Origin of the sequence: Rhizobium sp. BT04 (assembly GCF_030053135.1) — a bacterium.
In the GTDB taxonomy this organism is placed as follows: Bacteria; Pseudomonadota; Alphaproteobacteria; order Rhizobiales; family Rhizobiaceae; genus Rhizobium; species Rhizobium binxianense.
This window is the reverse complement of record NZ_CP125652.1, coordinates 1158189-1175759: the sequence shown is the minus strand read 5'-3', so window position 1 is coordinate 1175759 and position 17571 is coordinate 1158189. Positions and strand designations below refer to the sequence as shown.

Annotated in this window: 17 protein-coding genes and 1 pseudogene; 5 read left to right on the top strand and 13 right to left on the bottom strand. The window is 62.2% G+C overall.

What is annotated here, in order from left to right; translation table 11 throughout:
* Window position 1 precedes the first annotated feature (1 nt).
* Window positions 2-802: an ABC-2 family transporter protein gene (locus QMO82_RS14365; RefSeq protein ID WP_183606914.1), complete on the bottom strand. Its 801-nt coding sequence runs from the start codon at window positions 800-802 to the stop codon at window positions 2-4.
* Window positions 799-1818: an ATP-binding cassette domain-containing protein gene (locus QMO82_RS14360; protein WP_183606915.1), complete on the bottom strand. Its 1020-nt coding sequence runs from the start codon at window positions 1816-1818 to the stop codon at window positions 799-801. The genes QMO82_RS14365 and QMO82_RS14360 overlap by 4 nt, the downstream gene beginning before the upstream one ends.
* 174 nt (window positions 1819-1992) lie before the next feature.
* Here QMO82_RS14360 and QMO82_RS14355 point away from each other — a divergent pair.
* Window positions 1993-2091 (top strand): annotated as a pseudogene (locus QMO82_RS14355) (NAD(P)H-dependent oxidoreductase); the annotation flags it as partial.
* 68 nt (window positions 2092-2159) lie between these two features.
* On the opposite strand, the gene QMO82_RS14350 reads toward QMO82_RS14355, so the two are convergent.
* Window positions 2160-2750 carry a GNAT family N-acetyltransferase gene (locus tag QMO82_RS14350; protein WP_183606916.1) on the bottom strand — a complete coding sequence of 197 codons (591 nt, stop codon included), beginning with the start codon at window positions 2748-2750 and terminating at the stop codon, window positions 2160-2162.
* A 53-nt stretch (window positions 2751-2803) separates the two neighbouring features.
* Here QMO82_RS14350 and QMO82_RS14345 point away from each other — a divergent pair, with 53 nt between their 5' ends.
* The gene (locus QMO82_RS14345) at window positions 2804-3001 is read left to right on the top strand and encodes a hypothetical protein (protein ID WP_183607716.1); all 198 of its coding nucleotides are present in this window, start codon (window positions 2804-2806) and stop codon (window positions 2999-3001) included.
* Here the strand turns inward: QMO82_RS14345 and QMO82_RS14340 are convergent.
* The 4 genes from QMO82_RS14340 to QMO82_RS14325 form a co-directional block, all read right to left on the bottom strand.
* Window positions 2998-3486 (bottom strand): BA14K family protein, encoded by a 489-nt coding sequence (locus tag QMO82_RS14340; RefSeq protein ID WP_183606917.1) that lies wholly within the window; start codon window positions 3484-3486, stop codon window positions 2998-3000. The two genes, QMO82_RS14345 and QMO82_RS14340, sit on opposite strands and share 4 nt — an antisense overlap.
* A gap of 209 nt (window positions 3487-3695) precedes the next feature.
* A complete protein-coding gene (locus tag QMO82_RS14335; protein ID WP_003580016.1) occupies window positions 3696-3905 on the bottom strand; it encodes a hypothetical protein in 210 nt (69 codons plus the stop codon).
* Window positions 3906-4092: 187 nt separating this feature from the next.
* The gene (locus QMO82_RS14330) at window positions 4093-4329 is read right to left on the bottom strand and encodes a hypothetical protein (protein ID WP_179874152.1); all 237 of its coding nucleotides are present in this window, start codon (window positions 4327-4329) and stop codon (window positions 4093-4095) included.
* A 73-nt stretch (window positions 4330-4402) separates the two neighbouring features.
* Complete coding sequence (locus QMO82_RS14325) at window positions 4403-5239, bottom strand: alpha/beta fold hydrolase (protein WP_183606918.1); 837 nt, start codon at window positions 5237-5239, stop codon at window positions 4403-4405.
* Between the two features lie 499 nt (window positions 5240-5738).
* Here QMO82_RS14325 and QMO82_RS14320 point away from each other — a divergent pair, with 499 nt between their 5' ends.
* Window positions 5739-6695 carry a S1C family serine protease gene (locus tag QMO82_RS14320; RefSeq protein WP_183606919.1) on the top strand — a complete coding sequence of 319 codons (957 nt, stop codon included), beginning with the start codon at window positions 5739-5741 and terminating at the stop codon, window positions 6693-6695.
* Between the two features lie 38 nt (window positions 6696-6733).
* Here the strand turns inward: QMO82_RS14320 and dusA are convergent, their stop codons facing one another.
* The 4 genes from dusA to QMO82_RS14300 all read right to left on the bottom strand — a co-directional run bounded on the left by dusA (window position 6734) and on the right by QMO82_RS14300 (window position 9629).
* The gene (dusA, locus tag QMO82_RS14315) at window positions 6734-7735 is read right to left on the bottom strand and encodes a tRNA dihydrouridine(20/20a) synthase DusA (protein ID WP_183606920.1); all 1002 of its coding nucleotides are present in this window, start codon (window positions 7733-7735) and stop codon (window positions 6734-6736) included.
* A 189-nt stretch (window positions 7736-7924) separates the two neighbouring features.
* Window positions 7925-8137 carry a cold-shock protein gene (locus QMO82_RS14310; RefSeq protein WP_003540801.1) on the bottom strand — a complete coding sequence of 71 codons (213 nt, stop codon included), beginning with the start codon at window positions 8135-8137 and terminating at the stop codon, window positions 7925-7927.
* Window positions 8138-8691: 554 nt separating this feature from the next.
* Complete coding sequence (locus QMO82_RS14305; RefSeq protein WP_183606921.1) at window positions 8692-9159, bottom strand: DUF3828 domain-containing protein; 468 nt, start codon at window positions 9157-9159, stop codon at window positions 8692-8694.
* Between the two features lie 83 nt (window positions 9160-9242).
* Window positions 9243-9629: a GNAT family N-acetyltransferase gene (locus QMO82_RS14300; protein ID WP_183606922.1), complete on the bottom strand. Its 387-nt coding sequence runs from the start codon at window positions 9627-9629 to the stop codon at window positions 9243-9245.
* A 334-nt stretch (window positions 9630-9963) separates the two neighbouring features.
* On the opposite strand from QMO82_RS14300, the gene QMO82_RS14295 reads away from it, so the two are divergent.
* Both QMO82_RS14295 and QMO82_RS14290 read left to right on the top strand, forming a co-directional pair.
* Window positions 9964-10686 (top strand): SOS response-associated peptidase, encoded by a 723-nt coding sequence (locus QMO82_RS14295; protein ID WP_183606923.1) that lies wholly within the window; start codon window positions 9964-9966, stop codon window positions 10684-10686.
* 122 nt (window positions 10687-10808) lie between these two features.
* Window positions 10809-11507 (top strand): hypothetical protein, encoded by a 699-nt coding sequence (locus QMO82_RS14290; protein ID WP_183606924.1) that lies wholly within the window; start codon window positions 10809-10811, stop codon window positions 11505-11507.
* Window positions 11508-12273: 766 nt separating this feature from the next.
* On the opposite strand, the gene uvrB is transcribed toward QMO82_RS14290, so the two are convergent.
* Window positions 12274-15255 (bottom strand): excinuclease ABC subunit UvrB, encoded by a 2982-nt coding sequence (uvrB, locus tag QMO82_RS14285; RefSeq protein ID WP_183606925.1) that lies wholly within the window; start codon window positions 15253-15255, stop codon window positions 12274-12276.
* 277 nt (window positions 15256-15532) lie between these two features.
* Window positions 15533-17323: a glycoside hydrolase family 15 protein gene (locus QMO82_RS14280; RefSeq protein WP_183606926.1), complete on the bottom strand. Its 1791-nt coding sequence runs from the start codon at window positions 17321-17323 to the stop codon at window positions 15533-15535.
* Between the last annotated feature and the right edge of the window lie 248 nt (window positions 17324-17571).

Sequence of the window (17571 nt, the reverse complement as noted above, 5' to 3'; positions counted from 1 at the left end):
ATCAACCTCCCTGCACGGTGATGCGGCCGGAGGCGCAGCGCCACAGCCAGAGGAACCCGGCAAGGAACAAGGCGGCCCAGCCGAGCCCCAGGCCGAGATGAAGCCCGATCTCGGCCGTGGAAAGCCTGCCGAGATAGACGGCATTGGGGTAATAGACGATCCAGGCAAAGGGCAGATGGCGGGCAATCGTGGCCAGCGGTTCGGGGAAGAACCAGAAAGGCACCAGCAGGCCCGAGAATAATTGCAGCAGGGCGCCCAGGATCCAGTCGAGCGAGAAGCTCGTCATCAGCCAGAAGGCGATGAGGCCCAAAAACGCCGACATCAGGAACAGCAGCGTAAAGGACAGCGCCCAGAAGGCGATGAACATCAGGCCATCGAACAGGCTTGCCGGCGGCAGCATGCCGTAAAACAACGCGGTGAAGGCGACGGTCGGAATGACCTGGGTCATCAGGCGATAACCAAAGCTGCCGCATTCGTTGGCGAAGAGGTAGAGCGGATAGGACAAGGGCTTGAGCAGCCAGATCGCGACATCGCCGGTTTTGAGCGACCGGCCGATCTCGCCGATGATCCTTTCGGGGCGGGTTGCGCCCATCACGGCGCCGCCCAGCAGGGCATAGGTGACCATCTGCTGCAGGGAGACCCCGTCGACCACGATTGCGCCGACGCCGGCATAGGCCGCCTGCCAGATGGCGACACGCGCAAAGACCTGCACGAGTTTGCCGAAGATATTGGCCCATACTTCGTTGCGGTAGGCGAGTTGCGAATGGAAGGAACTGCGCGCGAAGGCGAAATAGGCGCTCATGATGCCAGGGCCTTGAGATTGCTACGCTGGTCGGCGTTGCGGCGCTGGTAGAAGGTGCGGATGACCTCTTCGATGTCGGGCTCATGCAACGCCACGTCCTTGAGGCTGCGCCCGCTGCCGACCTCCTGCAGGATTGCGACCAGCGAAATGTCTTCCCGCTCGACAAGATAGTTCTTGCGCAAGCCCTCGTCGCTGACGAGGGCCGCGGTGCGCAAGGGCAGCGGTCCAGGGTCGCTGGCAAATTCGAGCGTCAGCCGCCGGGCAGAGCCCAGGGCCGTGCGCAGGCTCCTCAACTCGCCGTCGAAGATGAGCCTGCTATGATCGACCATGATCAGCCGCGGGCAGATGGTTTCGATGTCCTGAAGGTCATGGGTGGTGAGAATGATGGTGACGCCGCGCTCGCGGTTGATCTCGGCGAGGGAGCGCCGCACCGCATCCTTGGCGACCACGTCGAGCCCGATTGTGGGTTCGTCGAGAAAGAGGATCTTGGGGTCGTGCAGCAGCGACATGACGATCTCGGCGCGCATGCGCTGGCCGAGGCTGAGCTGGCGCACCGCGCGGTCGAGAAAGGGCGAGAGATCCAGCAGCTCGCTGAAGCGCCGAAGATTATCCGCATAACGCGCGACGGGGATGTCGTAGATGCGCTGGTGCAAGGTAAAACTGTCAACCAGCGGCAGATCCCACCACAGCTGGCTGCGCTGGCCGAAAACGACGCCGATCTCCCGCGCATTGTCCATCCGCTTGAGATGCGGCGTGCGCCCGAGCACCGAGAGCGTGCCGGCGCTCGGCACCAGGATGCCGGTCATCATTTTGATCATCGTCGATTTGCCGGCGCCATTGGGGCCGAGATAACCAACGGCTTCGCCTGCCGTGATGTCGAAACCAATGTCGGAAACCGCCACAACTTCGGTGTATTCGTTGGTCACCAACGTCTTCAGGGCGCCGAGCAGGCCCGGAAATCTCTTGTGCTGCCGGAAGCGTTTGCTGACGCCCCGTGCCTCGATCAAAGCCGTCATGTGTGTTTCCCGCCGATTCGGCAGCTGCGAGGATTGGGAACTCAGGCTAACGCGGGGCGAAGACAGTGCAAGCAAAAGTCGCTTTTGGCCGTGACTCAATTGAGCAATTCAGAGTCCTGCAGGCGCTGTAGCCTTTGCGTTGACAGCCATGATCAATCGATTCCTGTTGGGGACATGAAGATTCTCGGAATATCCGGCAGCGCCCGGCGCAATTCCACCAATACATCAATGCTGCGGGCCGTGCGCGCCGTTGCGCCTGAAGAGATCGAGATTTAGATCTTCGACGGCGTGGCCGCTTGCGGTGCGCTCCGTCCGTCTGGAAATTCGTCGCGGGTTTCACGTCAGCCGGCGGTTCCGGGCTTCAGCCAGAAATACAGTTTGATCTGATCGGGCCTGTCGGAGGAATGCGGGCCGCGCATGAACAATTCACCGCCATTGCGCTCGATCACGCGCCGCGAGGCGTCGTTGTCCTCGTTGCAGAGGATGGTGAGACGGTTGAGGCCTTCCTTTGCCGCCACGGCCAGCAGAAGAGCGAGGGCCGTCGTCGCGTGGCCATTGCGCTGTTTCCACGGCACGACGGAATAACCCACATGGCCTGACACGTTGGGCGGCAGCGCCTCGGTGCCTGCTTGAAAACGCAGGCTGATGCTGCCGCAGAATTCGCCGTCTGAGATCCAGAACAGACGGGTGGTCAGCGGCGGCGGTCCCGATCCGGTGCGCCGCCTGCCATCCGCAATGAGATCGTCGAGAAACCTCGATCTGTCCTGGCGCAGCCGTTGAAGCTCGCCGCGGTTATAGGCCGCGTCGCCGGCGCGGCGCGGATCGAGAGACCAGCCGGCGGCGAGCGCCGCTTCGAAGCCCGACAGGTTTTCCTGATCTGGCGGCAGCAGGACGACGCGGCCGGCGGGCTTTGCTGTATTTCCAGATGTCATTTCGCACCTAGGTTCGTGTCGCCTAACCAACAATCTTGGCCGCGCAGGCAAGCATGACCGGCCGACGATTGGAAGCCGTGCAAGGGGCCTTCGGCCATCAAAAAGCCCCGCGTCTTCATGCGGGGCTTGCTCTGATGGATGGACCGGGCTGCGGTTCAGCTTATAACGGCAGCGCAGAACCGCTCTATCCTTTTGTTTTTACGCAATTCCGGACGGAAAACCGCTTCGCACTTTTCCTGAAATTGCTCTAGCGGCACTGGCGGCGCGGGCCGTAGTTCGGCTGGTAAGTGTTGTCATAAGCGCGGTAGGACCGGTAGCGGCTGTAGCAATAGTCTGCGTGCGAGCTGTAGCCACGTGCCGAATAGGCGCGCGGTTGCGAAGCGATGATGCCGCCGATGAGGGCACCGGCCGCCAAGCCGCCGATGATGGCGCCGGTATTGTCATGATGTCGATATCGGCGATCGTAGCGGCGATCCCAGCCATAGCGGTCGTCGCGGTAGTAGTCCCGATCGCGATAGTGGTGGCGGTGGCGATACCACCTGCGATCATCGTTCCCGAACTGACCCGGGCAGTTCGTGAAGTTATTGCAGCCGACGGTGATGATACGGGCATCGGTATTTTGAGACGACGGCTGCCCCGATTGTACCGGGCTCGGCACGAAAGCTGGACCTGCCGAGGCCGGCATTCCGGAGAAGGCCGTCGCTATCGACAGAGCAATAATGGCGAATCTGTTCATTTCACTCACCTGGGTCAACGGATGTATCGGAGGGATAACGCAGGGAAACGCAATAGGTTCATTAGGGATGGGAGGGTCGATGTATGTGCGTATATGCTAACGCATGGGCTAAGGCGGCGCTTGGCCGTCGCCGGTCGATGCAGAGGCGCGTCCCTGCCAGACTGGAGCAAATGCTGAATTTGCGCGTCAGCGGACGGCGCTTATCAGCCTCATCTTCCGCCGGCTAGCAATCGAAGCTGGTTCTCGTCATGCACACCTTGCCGGTAAAGCTCGATAATGAGAGCGCCGAGGCGGTCGGCTTCCGCGCCTGATCTGTCGATATTGAGCCCGTTGCAGAGGGCTTCGTGGACACGCCTGCACACATCGAGGTCTTCGGATGCGAGCGGTTCGTCACGCGTACTGAACAGCTTGTCTGACATCGCGATCTGCCCCTTTTCGATGCCGTGAATCGCTATCGAAAAAAAAGATAATTTCGCGATCTTGGCTCTGCAAGACGGGCGAAGGTCTGAAATACAAAAACAATTCGTGACGCACGGAAAGATGCCGACAAGGGGGGCGGCATGAGTATCAGATCCATGGGCGCATCGGCGCGACAGGGGGGGAGATCTACTTGGTTGCGGGATCCTTGCCGCTCTGCTGCGACAGGCGCAGCTCCTTCAGCCGCTTGGTTTTCTCCCGGCGAGCCCTCTGCTCCGCCTCGATGGTTTCCTTGGCGGCTCGCTCGGTGTTTTCGAAGCGATCCTGCCGATAAGCCTTTGATGAGGGTTCACGTTCTCTTGTCATGGCCGCTAAACGCAAATCGGCGAAAACGGTTTCATGGGAAAATGCGTAACTAGCCGTCAATCGATCGACGTGGCCCGTATCAAAGCCATCGTGGCCGCCGGGCGCCCTCGTCGGCGCCCGGTGACATCACGGATCAGCCCTTGATGAAGGCGAGGATGTCGGGATTGATGATGTCGGCATGCGTGGTGCACATGCCGTGCGGAAATTTATCGTAGACCTTCAGTGTCGCGTTCTGCAGCAGCTTGGACGAGAGCAGGGCGGAGTCGGCGATCGGCACGATCTGGTCGTCGTCGCCGTGCATGACGAAGGTCGGCACGGTGATGATCTTGAGATCTTCAGTGAAGTCGGTTTCCGAAAAGGCCTTGATGCCGTCGTAATGCGCCTTGGCGCCGCCGATCATGCCCTGGCGCCACCAATTGTTGATGATAGGCTCCGACACTTTCGCGCCCGGCCGGTTGAAGCTGTAGAACGGGCCGGCCGGCAGGTCGCGGTAGAATTGCGAGCGGTTGGCGGCGAGCTGCCGGCGCAGGTCGTCGAAGACCTCGATCGGCAGGCCGCCGGGATTGGCATCCGTTTTCACCATGATGGGCGGCACGGCGCCGATGATGACGAGCTTGGCGACGCGGCCCTGCGGCTGGCCATGGCGGGCGACATAATGGGTCGCCTCGCCGCCGCCGGTGGAGTGGCCGATATGGACGGTGTTCCTGAGATCGAGATGTTCGACGACAGCCGCGGCATCGGCGGCGTAATGATCCATGTCGTGACCGTCGCCCACCTGGGTGGAGCGGCCGTGGCCGCGCCGGTCATGGGCGACGACGCGGTAGCCCTTATCGAGGAAGAACAGCATCTGGGCGTCCCAATCATCGGAGCAGAGCGGCCAGCCGTGATGGAACATGATCGGCTGGGCGGTCTTCGGCCCCCAATCCTTGTAGAAGATCTCGACGCCGTCCTTGGTGGTGACTGTGCTCATCTTTTGATTCCCTTGGTTGGGTTGGATTGGATGAAGGCGGGGTGAATTTGCGCCGTTGCCGGCAAAATTGACAAGGCCATGGGCACGGTTGCGCACGGTCAGGTTGGTATATGCTGATGTTATCATCAAGCTATTCTTTATATTCAATTGACAACAGAATTTTGTCTAGGCCAGGGGATTCTTCGCTCAACAGAGCCTCCCCCTGAGGTGCGCAGGCCAAGGGCCGGAGCCTCGAAGGGCGAGGCGGGTCCTCGGCTGTCAGAGGCGATATGCGCGAAGCGGCGCTGCGGCATGTCCCTCGAGGCTTCGCCTGCGGGCAGCGCGCGGGATGGGGGACGTTGGAGGATGCCGCATTGCAGGCCCGCCGCCGGCGCTCACTTGAACGCGGATCGACGCCCAACCATCTAATCCTTACACAACAGCACAATGGCGAACCGTCGCAACCGCGACCGCTTCGCCGGCGGCGGAACGGCCGTTACTGCCGCCTGAGGATCAAACAATGGGTTACATGGACAAGGACATCGCGCCCCAGAATGACGGGGCGCTGATCGATGCCTATTCGCAATCGATCGCAGCAGCAGTCGATATCGTCGGGCCGGCGGTCAGCCGGATCGAGAGGGCGGGTGGCCGGCAGGGGCACGGTTCGGGCTTCGCCATTTCGCCTGACGGCCTGATCATCACCAACAGCCACGTCGTCGACGACGCCAAGGCCGTTCGCATCACCACGCCCGATGGCTTCGTCACCGAGGGTCGGGTGCTCGGCCGCGATGTGGATACCGATATTGCCCTCATTTGCGCCAATACCAGCACCGGCGCCTGGGCGAAGCTCGGAGATTCCCAGCGCTTGCGCCGGGGCCATATCGCCATCGCGATCGGAAACCCGCTCGGCTTCGAATGGACGGTTACCGCCGGCATCGTCTCGGCGCTCGGCCGGTCGATGCGGGCGGCCAGCGGCCGGCTGATGGACGATGTCATCCAGACCGATGCGGCGCTCAATCCCGGCAATTCGGGCGGGCCGCTGGTGTCTTCGAGCGGCGAAGTCATCGGCGTCAATACCGCCGTCATCCAGGGCGCGCAGAGCATCGCTTTTGCCGTGGCGTCGAACACGGCCAATTTCGTGGTTTCGGAAATTCTCCGTTATGGGCAGGTGCGGCGCGCCTTCATCGGCATATCAGGCGACACCATCGTGCTGCCGCGCCGGGTGGCGCTTGCCGCGGGCACGGTGCAGACGACCTCCGTCCGCATCCGGCGTGTCGAACCGGAGGGGCCGGCGGCAAAGGGCGGGCTGCAAGAGGGCGACTACATCCTCGCCATCGACGGCAGCCCGGTCGGCGGCGTCGATGATATCGTCCGATTGATGGATGGCAGCCGGATCGGCAGGGAGACGGAGATCCTGGTGTTTTCGGTGGCGGGCCGGATCGAGCAGAAGATCTTGCTGCCGATGGCGCGCTCATGACGCCGCGCATCGGCGCCATGACGAGACATCACGTCGCGTCAGGCGCTGACCGCCTCCTGCTCCGTTCCTGAAAAATCCACTGCGGCAAAGGCTGCGGCCAGCACCTCCGGCCCGGCACCGTTTTTGGCCGCGTCGGTCGAGAGGATCTGGCGGTAGCGCCTGGCACCGGGCAGGCCGGTGAAGAGGCCGACCATGTGGCGGGCCACGTGCTGCAGCCGGCCGCCGCTGGCGATATGGCGTTCGGCATAGGCCATCATCCGGCCGCAGAGCGCCTCCCAGTCCGGCTCGACCGCCGGCGCGCCGAAGAAGCGCTGGTCGATGTCGGCAAGGATTGCAGCATTCTGGTAGGCGGCGCGGCCGAGCATGACGCCGTCGACCTGTTCGAGGTGGGCTGCGGCTTCATCCAGCGTGCGGATGCCGCCGTTGATGCCGATAAAGACATCCGGCCAGCGCTGTTTCATCCGGTAGACGATCTGATAATCGAGCGGCGGGATCTCGCGGTTCTCCTTGGGGCTCAGGCCCTTCAGCCAGGCCTTGCGCGCATGGATCCAGATCGCGTCGGCACCGGCATCGAGGACGCGGGTGATCAGCTCGGGCAGCGCCTGTTCCGGCTCCTGCTCGTCGACGCCGATCCGGCATTTCACCGTCACCGGCACGGTCGCAACCCTCTTCATCGCGGCGATGCACTCGGCCACCGTGTCCGGCGTCAGCATCAGGCAGGCGCCGAAGGTGCCGGACTGCACGCGGTCGGAGGGGCAGCCGACATTGAGGTTGATCTCGTCATAGCCATAGGGCTCGGCGATCGTCACCGCCTCGGCAAGCTTTGCCGGGTCCGACCCGCCGAGCTGCAGCGCCAGCGGGTGCTCCGCGGCGTCATGGCCGAGCAGCCGATCGCGCGGGCCGTGGATGATCGCATCGGCCACCACCATCTCGGTATAGAGCAGCGCCTGCCGGCTGATCTGCCGGTGGAAATAGCGGCAATGCCGATCCGTCCAGTCGATCATCGGGGCCACGGCGAAAATCGGCCTGCTATAGGTCATCGACGTTCCATTGTTCCTTGGTTCGTGTGGTGCCATTGCATCGCGCGGTCTACGCCCTACGGGCGGGATCATCCATCCGCGCGCATATAACACTTGGCCGCGCGATCGACAAATGACTGCCGCTCGACACCAAACAGAAACGGCGCCCCTTGCGGAGCGCCGTTTATGCCGCCTGAGCGGAAATCTGACTTACGAAGCCGAGATGTTGACGGCCTTCGGGCCCTTGCCCATGCGGTCCGGCTCGGTGTCGAAGGTAACCTGCTGGCCTTCGCGCAGCGACTGGATGCCAGAAGCCTGCAGCGCAGAAATATGGACGAAAACGTCCTTAGCGCCGCCGTCCGGCGTGATGAAACCAAAACCCTTGTCCTGGTTGAAGAATTTTACGGTGCCCTTGGTGGCCATTGGGATCGTCCTTTTCCCTTAGTCTGTGTAGTATCCGCGCCCCCGAGAGGAAGCGGACGGCTTTAGCTTTCGCCCCGATCGATTGGGACGAAGGGTCAGTCGGAGAAGTCACGTACGGGGAAAGAACGTCTACGTAGGCGGGTAGTCCCGCGCCGCCTTCCAAACGGAAGGGATTACCACATCAGTCCAGTCACCGGCATGCAAATGCCCGAGTAGGTGAATTGGTGCCAGCTTTTCGGGCAAAAGGCAAGCGGGATTATTTTGGCATGCCTGCATCGATGTCAGGAAATGCCGAAGATTCAGATACTTGAGGAAGAGTTAGCGGTTCCTTGCACGGCTGTGCCATATCGGGATTCTGTGCCGGAATGAGATGAGCGGCAGATTCGATAGCCGGAGGCGGATTTTGCCGGGGCCTGTCGGGAATATAGAGGCACCGCGATCAGCCCTCATGGTGAGGGTGAGAAGCGATCCGCGAAGCGGAGCGATCGATCCAGTGAATCGATTGCCGTGACGAACGTAGGGCAGCAGACAGACGACCAGCTCTCATCAGCCCCTTACTGCGCATCCCCCAGCAACCCGCTCAGGCTCCACGGATTATCGCCCTTCTGGTTGGCGATGTCGTCCACCTTCCAGCCGCCGTGTTCGCGCACCAGGGTATAGAACAGCGTCACCTCTTGGCCGTTTTCGAATTCCACTTCCACCTCGGCCTTGTCATCCAGCAGGATCGGCTGGCCGATCCTGACGTCGCTGGCCACGCCATCCTGGCCCGCGATGACAGGATCGAAATCGATGGCGCCGGCATCACCTTCCGGCGTGTTGTCGAGATCGGCCTGGAGGAGCCCGTTCAGATGGTCGGAGAAGAAGATCGAATAGGGCGAGGGCGCCTCGGCATCGCTGTTGTCGGTGTTGTAGCTGTAGAGCGCCTTGAGCAGCGCCTTCGGTGTCTTGTAGGTCTCTGCCGACGCGGGCAAGGCGGCGAGCGCCGACACGGCGAGGGCGAGGATGAATGTGGGCAGAGGCATGCGGGCTCTCCTCCGATGAGCGAGGAATCATAGCTGAAACGGCGTCGAGGTGCAGCGGCATTTTCGGGGCCAGTGTTTCGGGCTTAGGCCAACTTGATGAGTCCTGCCTTCGTCGGCCTGAAACCGCAGGCGCGGTAGAATCCGGTCAGGTGCGGCTCGAAATAGACATGCAGCCACGCGGCGCCGCGCTCCCGCGCAACCCTTGTCGCCTCCCGGACCAGCCGTGTGCCGATGCCTTGCCTTCGCATGTCGGGGTGGACCGAAGTATCGAGGATGAAGGCATGGACGCCGCCATCCCAGGCGACGTTGATGAAGCCGACAAGCCTGTCGTCGTGGTAGGCGCCGATGTGGGCGAGGCTGCGGGACAGGATGGGCGTGAAATCGCGCGGCGCCAGGGTGCCCCAGGCGGCGGAAAAGAGGGCGTTCAATTCGGCGGCGGAGGGGAAGGGGTCGATGCGGAGTTCTGGCATGGGCGTTCCGCTTCCTTCATCGAGAAACTCTCCGGGATTGCTTCTCCGCCAGTTTTGCCGGTTTCGCAATGGGTTGATTGTTGCGTCGAACCGGCTCCTCTCAGCCTCGACACAAAGGCCGCCAACTTCTGGTCGGTGGTTCCCGAGCTTGTCACAAGAATGCAGCCATTGCCCTTCTGTGCGGTGAACGGCTCTCGTCAACGCAACAGGATCTCACGTCCGATCCGAGCGGCTAAGGGCATTGTTGATGGAACACAACTGACGCTTTGTTGACGATGTCCCGGATGAGAACATAATCAGAACATCCAGCATTCTCAGCCGGTAGGGAGGGCTTATGTGCGGACGCATCTTCGTCAAGACATCGCTTGAAGAACTGATCAGCAATTTCGCCCTTGCCGTCAAGGGCGGGGATATCGACGGGCTTGGAAACCGCTTTCCCCGTTGGAATGGCGCCCCGTCGCAAGATTATCCTATCATCATCAGGGATATCATCCGCGAACCCGATACGTCAGGCCCGATATTCGTGACTGCGCGCTGGGGTTTGATGCCTCCCTGGGCCAAGCCCGGCGGCAGGCCGCCGCCGGTCAATGTTCGATGCGAGACGATCGGCTCCAACGGCATGTCCCGTTCGGCATACCGGTCGCGCCGCTGCCTCGTGCCGATCAACGGCTTCTTCGAATGGAAGGACATTCACGGCACCGGCAGGAACAAGCAACCCTATGCCATCGCGATGAAGGACGGCTCTCCCTTTGCGCTCGCCGGGATCTGGGAGACGTGGAAGGACGACAATGCGGTTTCGATCCGCAACTTCGCCATCGTTACCTGCGAGCCGAACGAGATGATGGCGGCGATTCACGACCGCATGCCCGTCATTCTGCATCGCGAGGATTACGAGAGGTGGCTGTCAGCTGAGCCCGATCCCGGAGATCTCATGACACCGTTCCCGGCCGAGCTGATGACGATGTGGAAGATCGGCCGCGGCGTCGGCTCGCCGAGGAATGACGGGCCTGAGATCATCGAGGAAGTCGAGGACGATCCGGAACCGACGCTGATCTAAACAAATCAGGCAATGGCGCGTCGCAGTTTGCGTCCGCAATTGCTCTGACTCTCACTGGCTCGGGCGGGAGCCATTCACGCAACCATGCGGCAGAAAACATCCTCGCGAGGAGAGGACCACGCATGCAAGACGATATCGGAACGCTGTTAAGGTCGTTCCTCAACAATGTCCTTCGCCGCCAGACACAGCGCCGGATCCGGGATTTCGGCGGCTATGAGATCGGCAAGCGCCGGAAGCTTGATGTCATCGACGCGATTGCCGGCGACGCGGCCGATTTCCTCTGCACCTATCTCGACATCAAGGCGAACGGCCGGCCGGCAACCAGGGAAGGTGTCGCCTTCGCCATCGCACAGGCGTTGCGGAATGTGTCCGATGAACTTGCCTACAGGCTGACATCACGCCAGGACGAAGCGTGGAGTGTTGTCTGCGAGTCGGTCGCCGTCTTTCTGGAAGGCGGCATGGAATTTGATCGGAAACCCTATGACGGCTCGCTGACGGCGCGGTCGGACTATAATGGCTGGAAGAGCTGGGAGACGATTGTCAACGGCGAGCGGCCGAAGGGGAAATGGCGTCACGCATGGAAGGAAAAGCCGGGTGACGATTTCATCGGTTTTGACGGCGATGCCTGCATGGGGCGGATTTTCCGGATCGATCTGACCGGGTTCGACGAGCGCTGGTACTGGCTGGTTGCGGCCGATGGCAGCCCACGGCTGGGATGGCCGGCGGCGGGCTATGAGGCGAGTGCCAGGAGTGCGGCCTGTCGGGTGGAGCGGATTTACTTTGCGCTGGTGGCTGGGGAGGGGAGGGTTGTGATTGGGTGAGGGGGAAGGGCATGGGGCGTTTAGGTGGAGTTGCTGACTCCTTCGCCAGGATCGCGGCAGAGCGACCACCTCCCCTTCGACATTCCTGTGCTCGTCACAGGAATTCAGTGCGCCCAAGTCCTTGGGCGCGGGAGAAGCCTTTACCGAGGTGAGGTCATTCACCGCGCGGACGCGCGGTGGCTGGATTCCTGTGACGAGCACAGGAATGAGGGGAGAGAGGGCATGCCTCCACTACTCCACATCAGCCAGAAACGCGCTCAACTCCATGGTTCCTCGCCCTGTTGGTTGGCTTCATAAGAAGAGGAGCGGGGATAAGCTAAACATGCGCCCATATTTTCCGCAGTGGCGTTCCAAGGCATTCAGCCATTTTTCGGTCCTGCTCCTCAGTGGTATTGCCGATGCCTGGATTGTGCGCCTCGAGAGCAAAGCGGCCGAACGCGGCGGGCCAGACATACCGCAAGTCGTTCAATGATACGGTGGCGCTATTTCCACGGCGATATCTGTCTTGGAGAATGATAAATTTAGTCTTCCAGAAATGAGCGATCAATTGATCAATATAGCCAGACTCTATTATCTGGCTAATGATCGACGTTTCGTTCTGGTCAGATATTTGGTCGCAGCATGTTTTGGGGGAGGACTTGTGACAATGTTTATCCCATCTTTGATGACAATCAAGGCTGCGGCAAAGACTCTCATTTATTAGGTCCCTGTGCCGGTGCTCGGGCAGATCGTCGCGCGCCATTAGTTTAGCACGGCTTTCTTCTCATCACCGGCCCGGCCGCCCAGTCTTCCCCTTCGTCCGCCCCTTGCGCTTCTGCTCACCCGGGTCCTCATAGCTCCCGACACCCGTCTTCCCACGCACGACCGGCCGCACGTCATCGCGTTCCGGCTGCCCTTCAAGCAATGGTGAAAACCGCTTGGTGCCCTTGGCGGCATCCGGCTTTTCCGGCACGTGGCCGATCACCGGCTTTTCCGTCCGCCCGACGGTCATTTCGTCTAGGTCGTTTTTGCGGAAGAGGCTCTTCCTGGCGGGTTCGGCGATGTCGCGGCCCATGTCGTCCAGGTCCGGTTTGCGGAAGAGGGGCGTGGTCATGTCGGTGCCTGGGCCCATGTCGTCGAGGCTGGGTCTTGAGAAGTAGGAGGTTCCACGCCCGCCCTCGTGGTTCGAGACGTCCCCCTGGGCCTCCTCACCATGAGGGCTGCTGCTGGAGGCCGCCGCTTTGCCCTTGCCATTGGCGCGGCCGCCTTTTCCTTCCATCGCCTTCGCTTCCTCGCGCGCCATCGGGTCGTCCATGGCGGCGAGTTCCACGGCCTTGAGGCGTTTGATTTCGTCGCGGAGGCGGGCGGCTTTTTCGAAGTCGAGGTCGGCGGCGGCGTCGCGCATGCTTTTTTCGAGCGCGTTGAGATGGGTCTGCAGGTTGTTGCCGACGAGGTTGCCGCCATCGGCGAAGCCCTTGCCCGAGACGCCCGAAATATCGGCGCGGACGTGGTCGCGTTCGTAGACGCTGTCGAGAATGTCGGAGATCCTGGCCTTGACCGATTCCGGGGTGATGCCGTGTTCGGCGTTGTAGACCATCTGCTTTTCGCGGCGGCGGCTGGTTTCCTCCATCGCCCGCTTCATCGAGCCGGTGACATTGTCGGCATAGAGGATGACCTTGCCGTCGACGTTGCGTGCGGCGCGGCCGATCGTCTGGATCAGCGAGGTCTCGGAGCGCAGGAAGCCTTCCTTGTCGGCGTCGAGGATGGCGACGAAGCCGCATTCGGGAATGTCGAGGCCTTCACGCAAAAGGTTGATGCCGACGAGCACGTCGAAGGCGCCGAGGCGGAGATCGCGGAGGATCTCGATACGCTCCAGCGTGTCGATGTCGGAGTGCATGTAGCGGACGCGCACGCCCTGCTCATGCAGATATTCGGTCAGGTCCTCGGCCATGCGCTTGGTCAGCACGGTGCAGAGGGTGCGGTAGCCCTTGGCCGATGTCTCGCGGATCTCGCCGAGCACGTCGTCCACCTGAGTGCGGGCCGATCGGACCTCGACCGGCGGGTCGATCAGGCCGGTCGGGCGGATCACCTGTTCGGCGAAGACGCCGCCGGACTGGTCCATCTCCCAGGCGCCGGGGGTGGCCGAAACGGCGATGGTGTCGGGGCGCATGGCGTCCCATTCCTCGAAGCGCAGCGGCCGGTTGTCCATGCAGGAGGGCAGGCGGAAGCCGTATTCGGCCAGCGTCGCCTTGCGCCTGAAGTCGCCCCGGTACATGCCGCCGATCTGCGGCACGGTGACATGGCTTTCGTCGATGAAGACGAGGGCGTTGTCGGGGATATATTCGAACAGCGTCGGCGGGGGATCGCCGGGGTCACGGCCGGTGAGATAGCGCGAATAGTTCTCGATGCCCTGGCAGGAGCCTGTGGCTTCGAGCATTTCGATATCGTAGCGGGTGCGCTGCTCCAGGCGCTGGGCCTCCAGCAGACGGCCGGCCTTCTCCAGCTCGGCGAGGCGCAGCCTGAGCTCCTCCTTGATCGACTTGATGGCGCCGTTCAGCGTCGGGCGCGGGGTGACATAGTGCGAATTGGCGTAGATCTTCACCGATTTCAGGTCGCCGACCTTCTGGCCGGTGAGTGGGTCGAACTCGGTGATGGCGTCGATCTCGTCGCCGAACATCGAGATACGCCAGGCGGCATCTTCCAAGTGGGCAGGGAAGAGTTCGATCGTGTCGCCGCGCACCCGGAAGGAGCCGCGGGTGAAATCCATGTCGCGGCGCTTGTATTGCTGGGCGACGAGGTCGGCCAGCAGCTGGCGCTGGTCGAGCCGGTCGCCGACCGACATCTGGAAGGTCATCGCCGTATAGGTCTCGACCGAGCCGATACCGTAGATGCAGGAAACCGAGGCGACGATGATGCAATCGTCGCGTTCGAGCAGCGAGCGCGTCGCCGAGTGGCGCATGCGATCGATCTGCTCGTTGATCGAGGATTCCTTCTCGATATAGGTGTCGGAGCGCGGCACATAGGCTTCCGGCTGGTAATAATCATAGTAGGAAACGAAATACTCCACCGCATTGTCGGGGAAGAAGTTCTTGAATTCGGAATAGAGCTGGGCGGCCAGCGTCTTGTTCGGCGCCAGGATCACGGCCGGGCGCTGCGTCGCCTCTATCACCTTGGCCATGGTGAAGGTCTTGCCGGAGCCGGTGACGCCGAGCAGCACCTGGCTGCGGTCGCCGTTCTCCAGGCCCTCGACGAGGTCGCGGATGGCGGTGGGCTGGTCGCCGGCCGGCTCGTAATCCGACTGCATGCGGATCTGGATGCCGCCTTCGGATTTTTCCGGCCGGGCAGGGCGGTGCGGTGTCCAGATCTTGCCGTTCTTGTGCAGCGGATTGCCGCTCTCGATCAGCGCCGACAGCGCCTCGACGGTGGCGGTGACGGCGGTGCCTGCCTGCAGCGACGAGGCTTCCTCCAGCGTCGTATCCATGCCCGAGACGGGATTGAGCCCGGCCGCCGCGCGCGTCTTCGGATCGGTGGAGCCGCCCATGGAGGTGCCGCGCGCCGATTTCGAGGCGGCGATCTCCACCTTCTTGCGATGCTTGCCGGCCTTGGAGGCAATCTGGCGCTGGGTCTCGACGCCCGAGGCTTCCGCATCGGCCTCCAGCTGCTTCACCCAATCGGCAACCGAGCCGGAGAGCGGCGCGCCCTCGAAGGACGATTGAGGGGCTTCCTCGAAGCCATTCGGGGCGGGGGATTTCTTCGGAGATTTGGCCATGGCGCGAATATGGAGAGAGTCAGCGCGAAAGGGAAGAGGGATAGAGTACAAAAGGGAAACGAATGAATCGTTCGGATTTTTGAATAGTCTCCCGGTCGCGTGATACTAAAAGACCCCGCCCCAACCCCTCCCCACAGGTGGGAGGGGCTAATCCGGCGGCACCGCCTTGCCTCTTCCGAAACGTTGAGGCTTTGGAAAGCCGGCGCGGTAGGTTAAGCCCCTCCCCGTTGTGGGGAGGGGGTTGGGGCGGGGTCTTTCTTCAGCGGTTCTACACTCATCAAGCCGAACGCTGGTCCGCCGGCCCCTCCAGCCGCGCGAGGTTCAACGCACTGTTGATCAACCCGATATGGCTGAAGGCCTGCGGGAAGTTGCCGAGCATGCGGCGGGCGGCGGGATCATATTCTTCCGCCAGAAGCCCGACATCGTTGCAGATATTAAGCAGCCGCTCGAACAGGCGCAGCGCATCGTCGCGGCGGCCGATCATGCCGAGGGCGTCGACGAGCCAGAAGCTGCAGGCCAGAAAGGCGCCTTCGCCGGGCGGCAGGCCGTCGTCCACCTCCTGCGTCTCGTAGCGCAGCAGCAGGTCATCGCGCAGCAGCTTGCGCTCGATCGCCTCGACTGTCGCGACATAGCGCGGATCATCAGGCGGGATGAAGCCGACCATGCCGAGCTGCAGCAGGCTGGCATCCATCGCCTTGGAGCCATAGGCCTGCGTAAAGCAGCCGAGTTCGGGATCGAAAGCCTTCTCGCAAACCTCGGCATGGATGTGATCTGCGAGCGTGCGCCAACGTGCGGCGGCCTCGGGCTCGCCATCCGCCTCGGCAATCTGGACGGCGCGGTCGAAGGCCACCCAGGCCATGACCTTCGAATAGGTGAAATGCTGGCGCTGGCCGCGCACCTCCCAGATGCCTTCATCGGGCTCCACCCAGATTTTTTCGAGAAAGGGCAGAATGGCCGCCGCCAGTTCGCGTTCACGGTGATGCGGCGGAAGCCCGCCCTTGCGGGCCTGCAGCATGGCGTCGGCCACCTCGCCATAGACATCGAGCTGCACCTGTTCGGCAGCGGCATTGCCGATGCGCACGGGTGTCGAGCCCTCGTAGCCACTCAGCCAGGGAACCTGCCATTCCAGCAGATTGCGCTCGCCGGCGACGCCATACATGATCTGCATCTGCGCCGGGGCGCCGGCGACCGCCCGCAGCAGCCACTTGCGCCAGGCGCTGGCTTCCTCGTAGTAGCCGAGTTTCATCAGGGCGAGCAGGGTCAGCGTCGCGTCGCGCAGCCAGCAATAGCGATAGTCCCAGTTGCGCGGCCCGCCGATCTTTTCCGGCAGGGAGGTCGTCGCCGCGGCGATGATGCCGCCCGTCGGCATGTAGGTCAGCGCCTTGAGCGTGATGAGCGAGCGTTTGACCTGTTCCGTCCACTGGCCGACCTTCGGGCAGGCCGCGGCAAAGGATAACCAGAATTCCTCCGTGTCCGGCAGCGCATATTCCACCTGCCGCTGAGCCGGCTGCGGCATATGCGAGGGGGACCAGGTCAGCGTGAAGATCTGGCTCTCGCCAGCGGCAACCTGGAAGGAGCCGACCGTGCTCAGGCCGCGGCCTTCGAGCGGGACGGCGCAATTCAGGGTTAGCCTGTCCGGGCCGGCAATGGCGGTGATGCCGCCATCCTCGCCATGCGTGACCCAGGGAACGGTTCGGCCGTAATCGAAGCGAAGGTTGAGCTCCATATCGAAGGCGACAGTGCCGCTCTTGCCCTCGACGATGCGCATCAGATCGCTCGTGCCATCGCGAAGCGGCATGAAGTCGATGAGAACGGCGGCGCCGGTCTCGGTCTGAAACTCGGTTTCGAGAATGAGCGTGTCGTTGCGGTAGCGGCGCGTGACGCGGACATTTTCACCTGACGGTGACAGCGACCAGAAGCCGTTATCCCCAGCGCCGAGCAGGGCGGCAAAACAGGAGGGGGAATCGAAGCGCGGAAAACAGAGCCAGTCGATCGAGCCGTTCTTCGAGACGAGTGCGGCGGTTTCGCAATCGCCGATGAGCGCGTAGTCCTCAATGGGTACCGACACCGGAGCCTCCTTTGCATAGCAGTCGGGCTTTTAGGTAGAGGCCGTGCGCGGAGGTCAAGCGCGGAAACTAACGGGGCGGTAGGCGTGCCCGCTATCATGCAAAACTCCGGCTATCAATTGTGGGAAGATCTCCGACGCAGCTTTGACTGCCGCGCTCTGACGGATGATATCTGCACGGAAAGCGCGTTTCCCTTGTTCGCCATTGCCCAGGTCAGGCGAAAAGCGAGCTGTCAATCAGGCTGAGAGTG

What these genes read in the sequence shown, in the direction of transcription:
- QMO82_RS14365 (WP_183606914.1), bottom strand. Translation starts at nt 802, where the DNA reads ATGAGCGCCTATTTCGCCTTCGCGCGCAGTTCCTTCCATTCGCAACTC.
- QMO82_RS14360 (WP_183606915.1), bottom strand. Translation starts at nt 1,818, where the DNA reads ATGACGGCTTTGATCGAGGCACGGGGCGTCAGCAAACGCTTCCGGCAG.
- QMO82_RS14350 (WP_183606916.1), bottom strand. Translation starts at nt 2,750, where the DNA reads ATGACATCTGGAAATACAGCAAAGCCCGCCGGCCGCGTCGTCCTGCTG.
- QMO82_RS14345 (WP_183607716.1), top strand. Translation starts at nt 2,804, where the DNA reads ATGACCGGCCGACGATTGGAAGCCGTGCAAGGGGCCTTCGGCCATCAA.
- QMO82_RS14340 (WP_183606917.1), bottom strand. Translation starts at nt 3,486, where the DNA reads ATGAACAGATTCGCCATTATTGCTCTGTCGATAGCGACGGCCTTCTCC.
- QMO82_RS14335 (WP_003580016.1), bottom strand. Translation starts at nt 3,905, where the DNA reads ATGTCAGACAAGCTGTTCAGTACGCGTGACGAACCGCTCGCATCCGAA.
- QMO82_RS14325 (WP_183606918.1), bottom strand. Translation starts at nt 5,239, where the DNA reads ATGAGCACAGTCACCACCAAGGACGGCGTCGAGATCTTCTACAAGGAT.
- QMO82_RS14320 (WP_183606919.1), top strand. Translation starts at nt 5,739, where the DNA reads ATGGGTTACATGGACAAGGACATCGCGCCCCAGAATGACGGGGCGCTG.
- dusA (WP_183606920.1), bottom strand. Translation starts at nt 7,735, where the DNA reads ATGACCTATAGCAGGCCGATTTTCGCCGTGGCCCCGATGATCGACTGG.
- QMO82_RS14310 (WP_003540801.1), bottom strand. Translation starts at nt 8,137, where the DNA reads ATGGCCACCAAGGGCACCGTAAAATTCTTCAACCAGGACAAGGGTTTT.
- QMO82_RS14305 (WP_183606921.1), bottom strand. Translation starts at nt 9,159, where the DNA reads ATGCCTCTGCCCACATTCATCCTCGCCCTCGCCGTGTCGGCGCTCGCC.
- QMO82_RS14300 (WP_183606922.1), bottom strand. Translation starts at nt 9,629, where the DNA reads ATGCCAGAACTCCGCATCGACCCCTTCCCCTCCGCCGCCGAATTGAAC.
- QMO82_RS14295 (WP_183606923.1), top strand. Translation starts at nt 9,964, where the DNA reads ATGTGCGGACGCATCTTCGTCAAGACATCGCTTGAAGAACTGATCAGC.
- QMO82_RS14290 (WP_183606924.1), top strand. Translation starts at nt 10,809, where the DNA reads ATGCAAGACGATATCGGAACGCTGTTAAGGTCGTTCCTCAACAATGTC.
- uvrB (WP_183606925.1), bottom strand. Translation starts at nt 15,255, where the DNA reads ATGGCCAAATCTCCGAAGAAATCCCCCGCCCCGAATGGCTTCGAGGAA.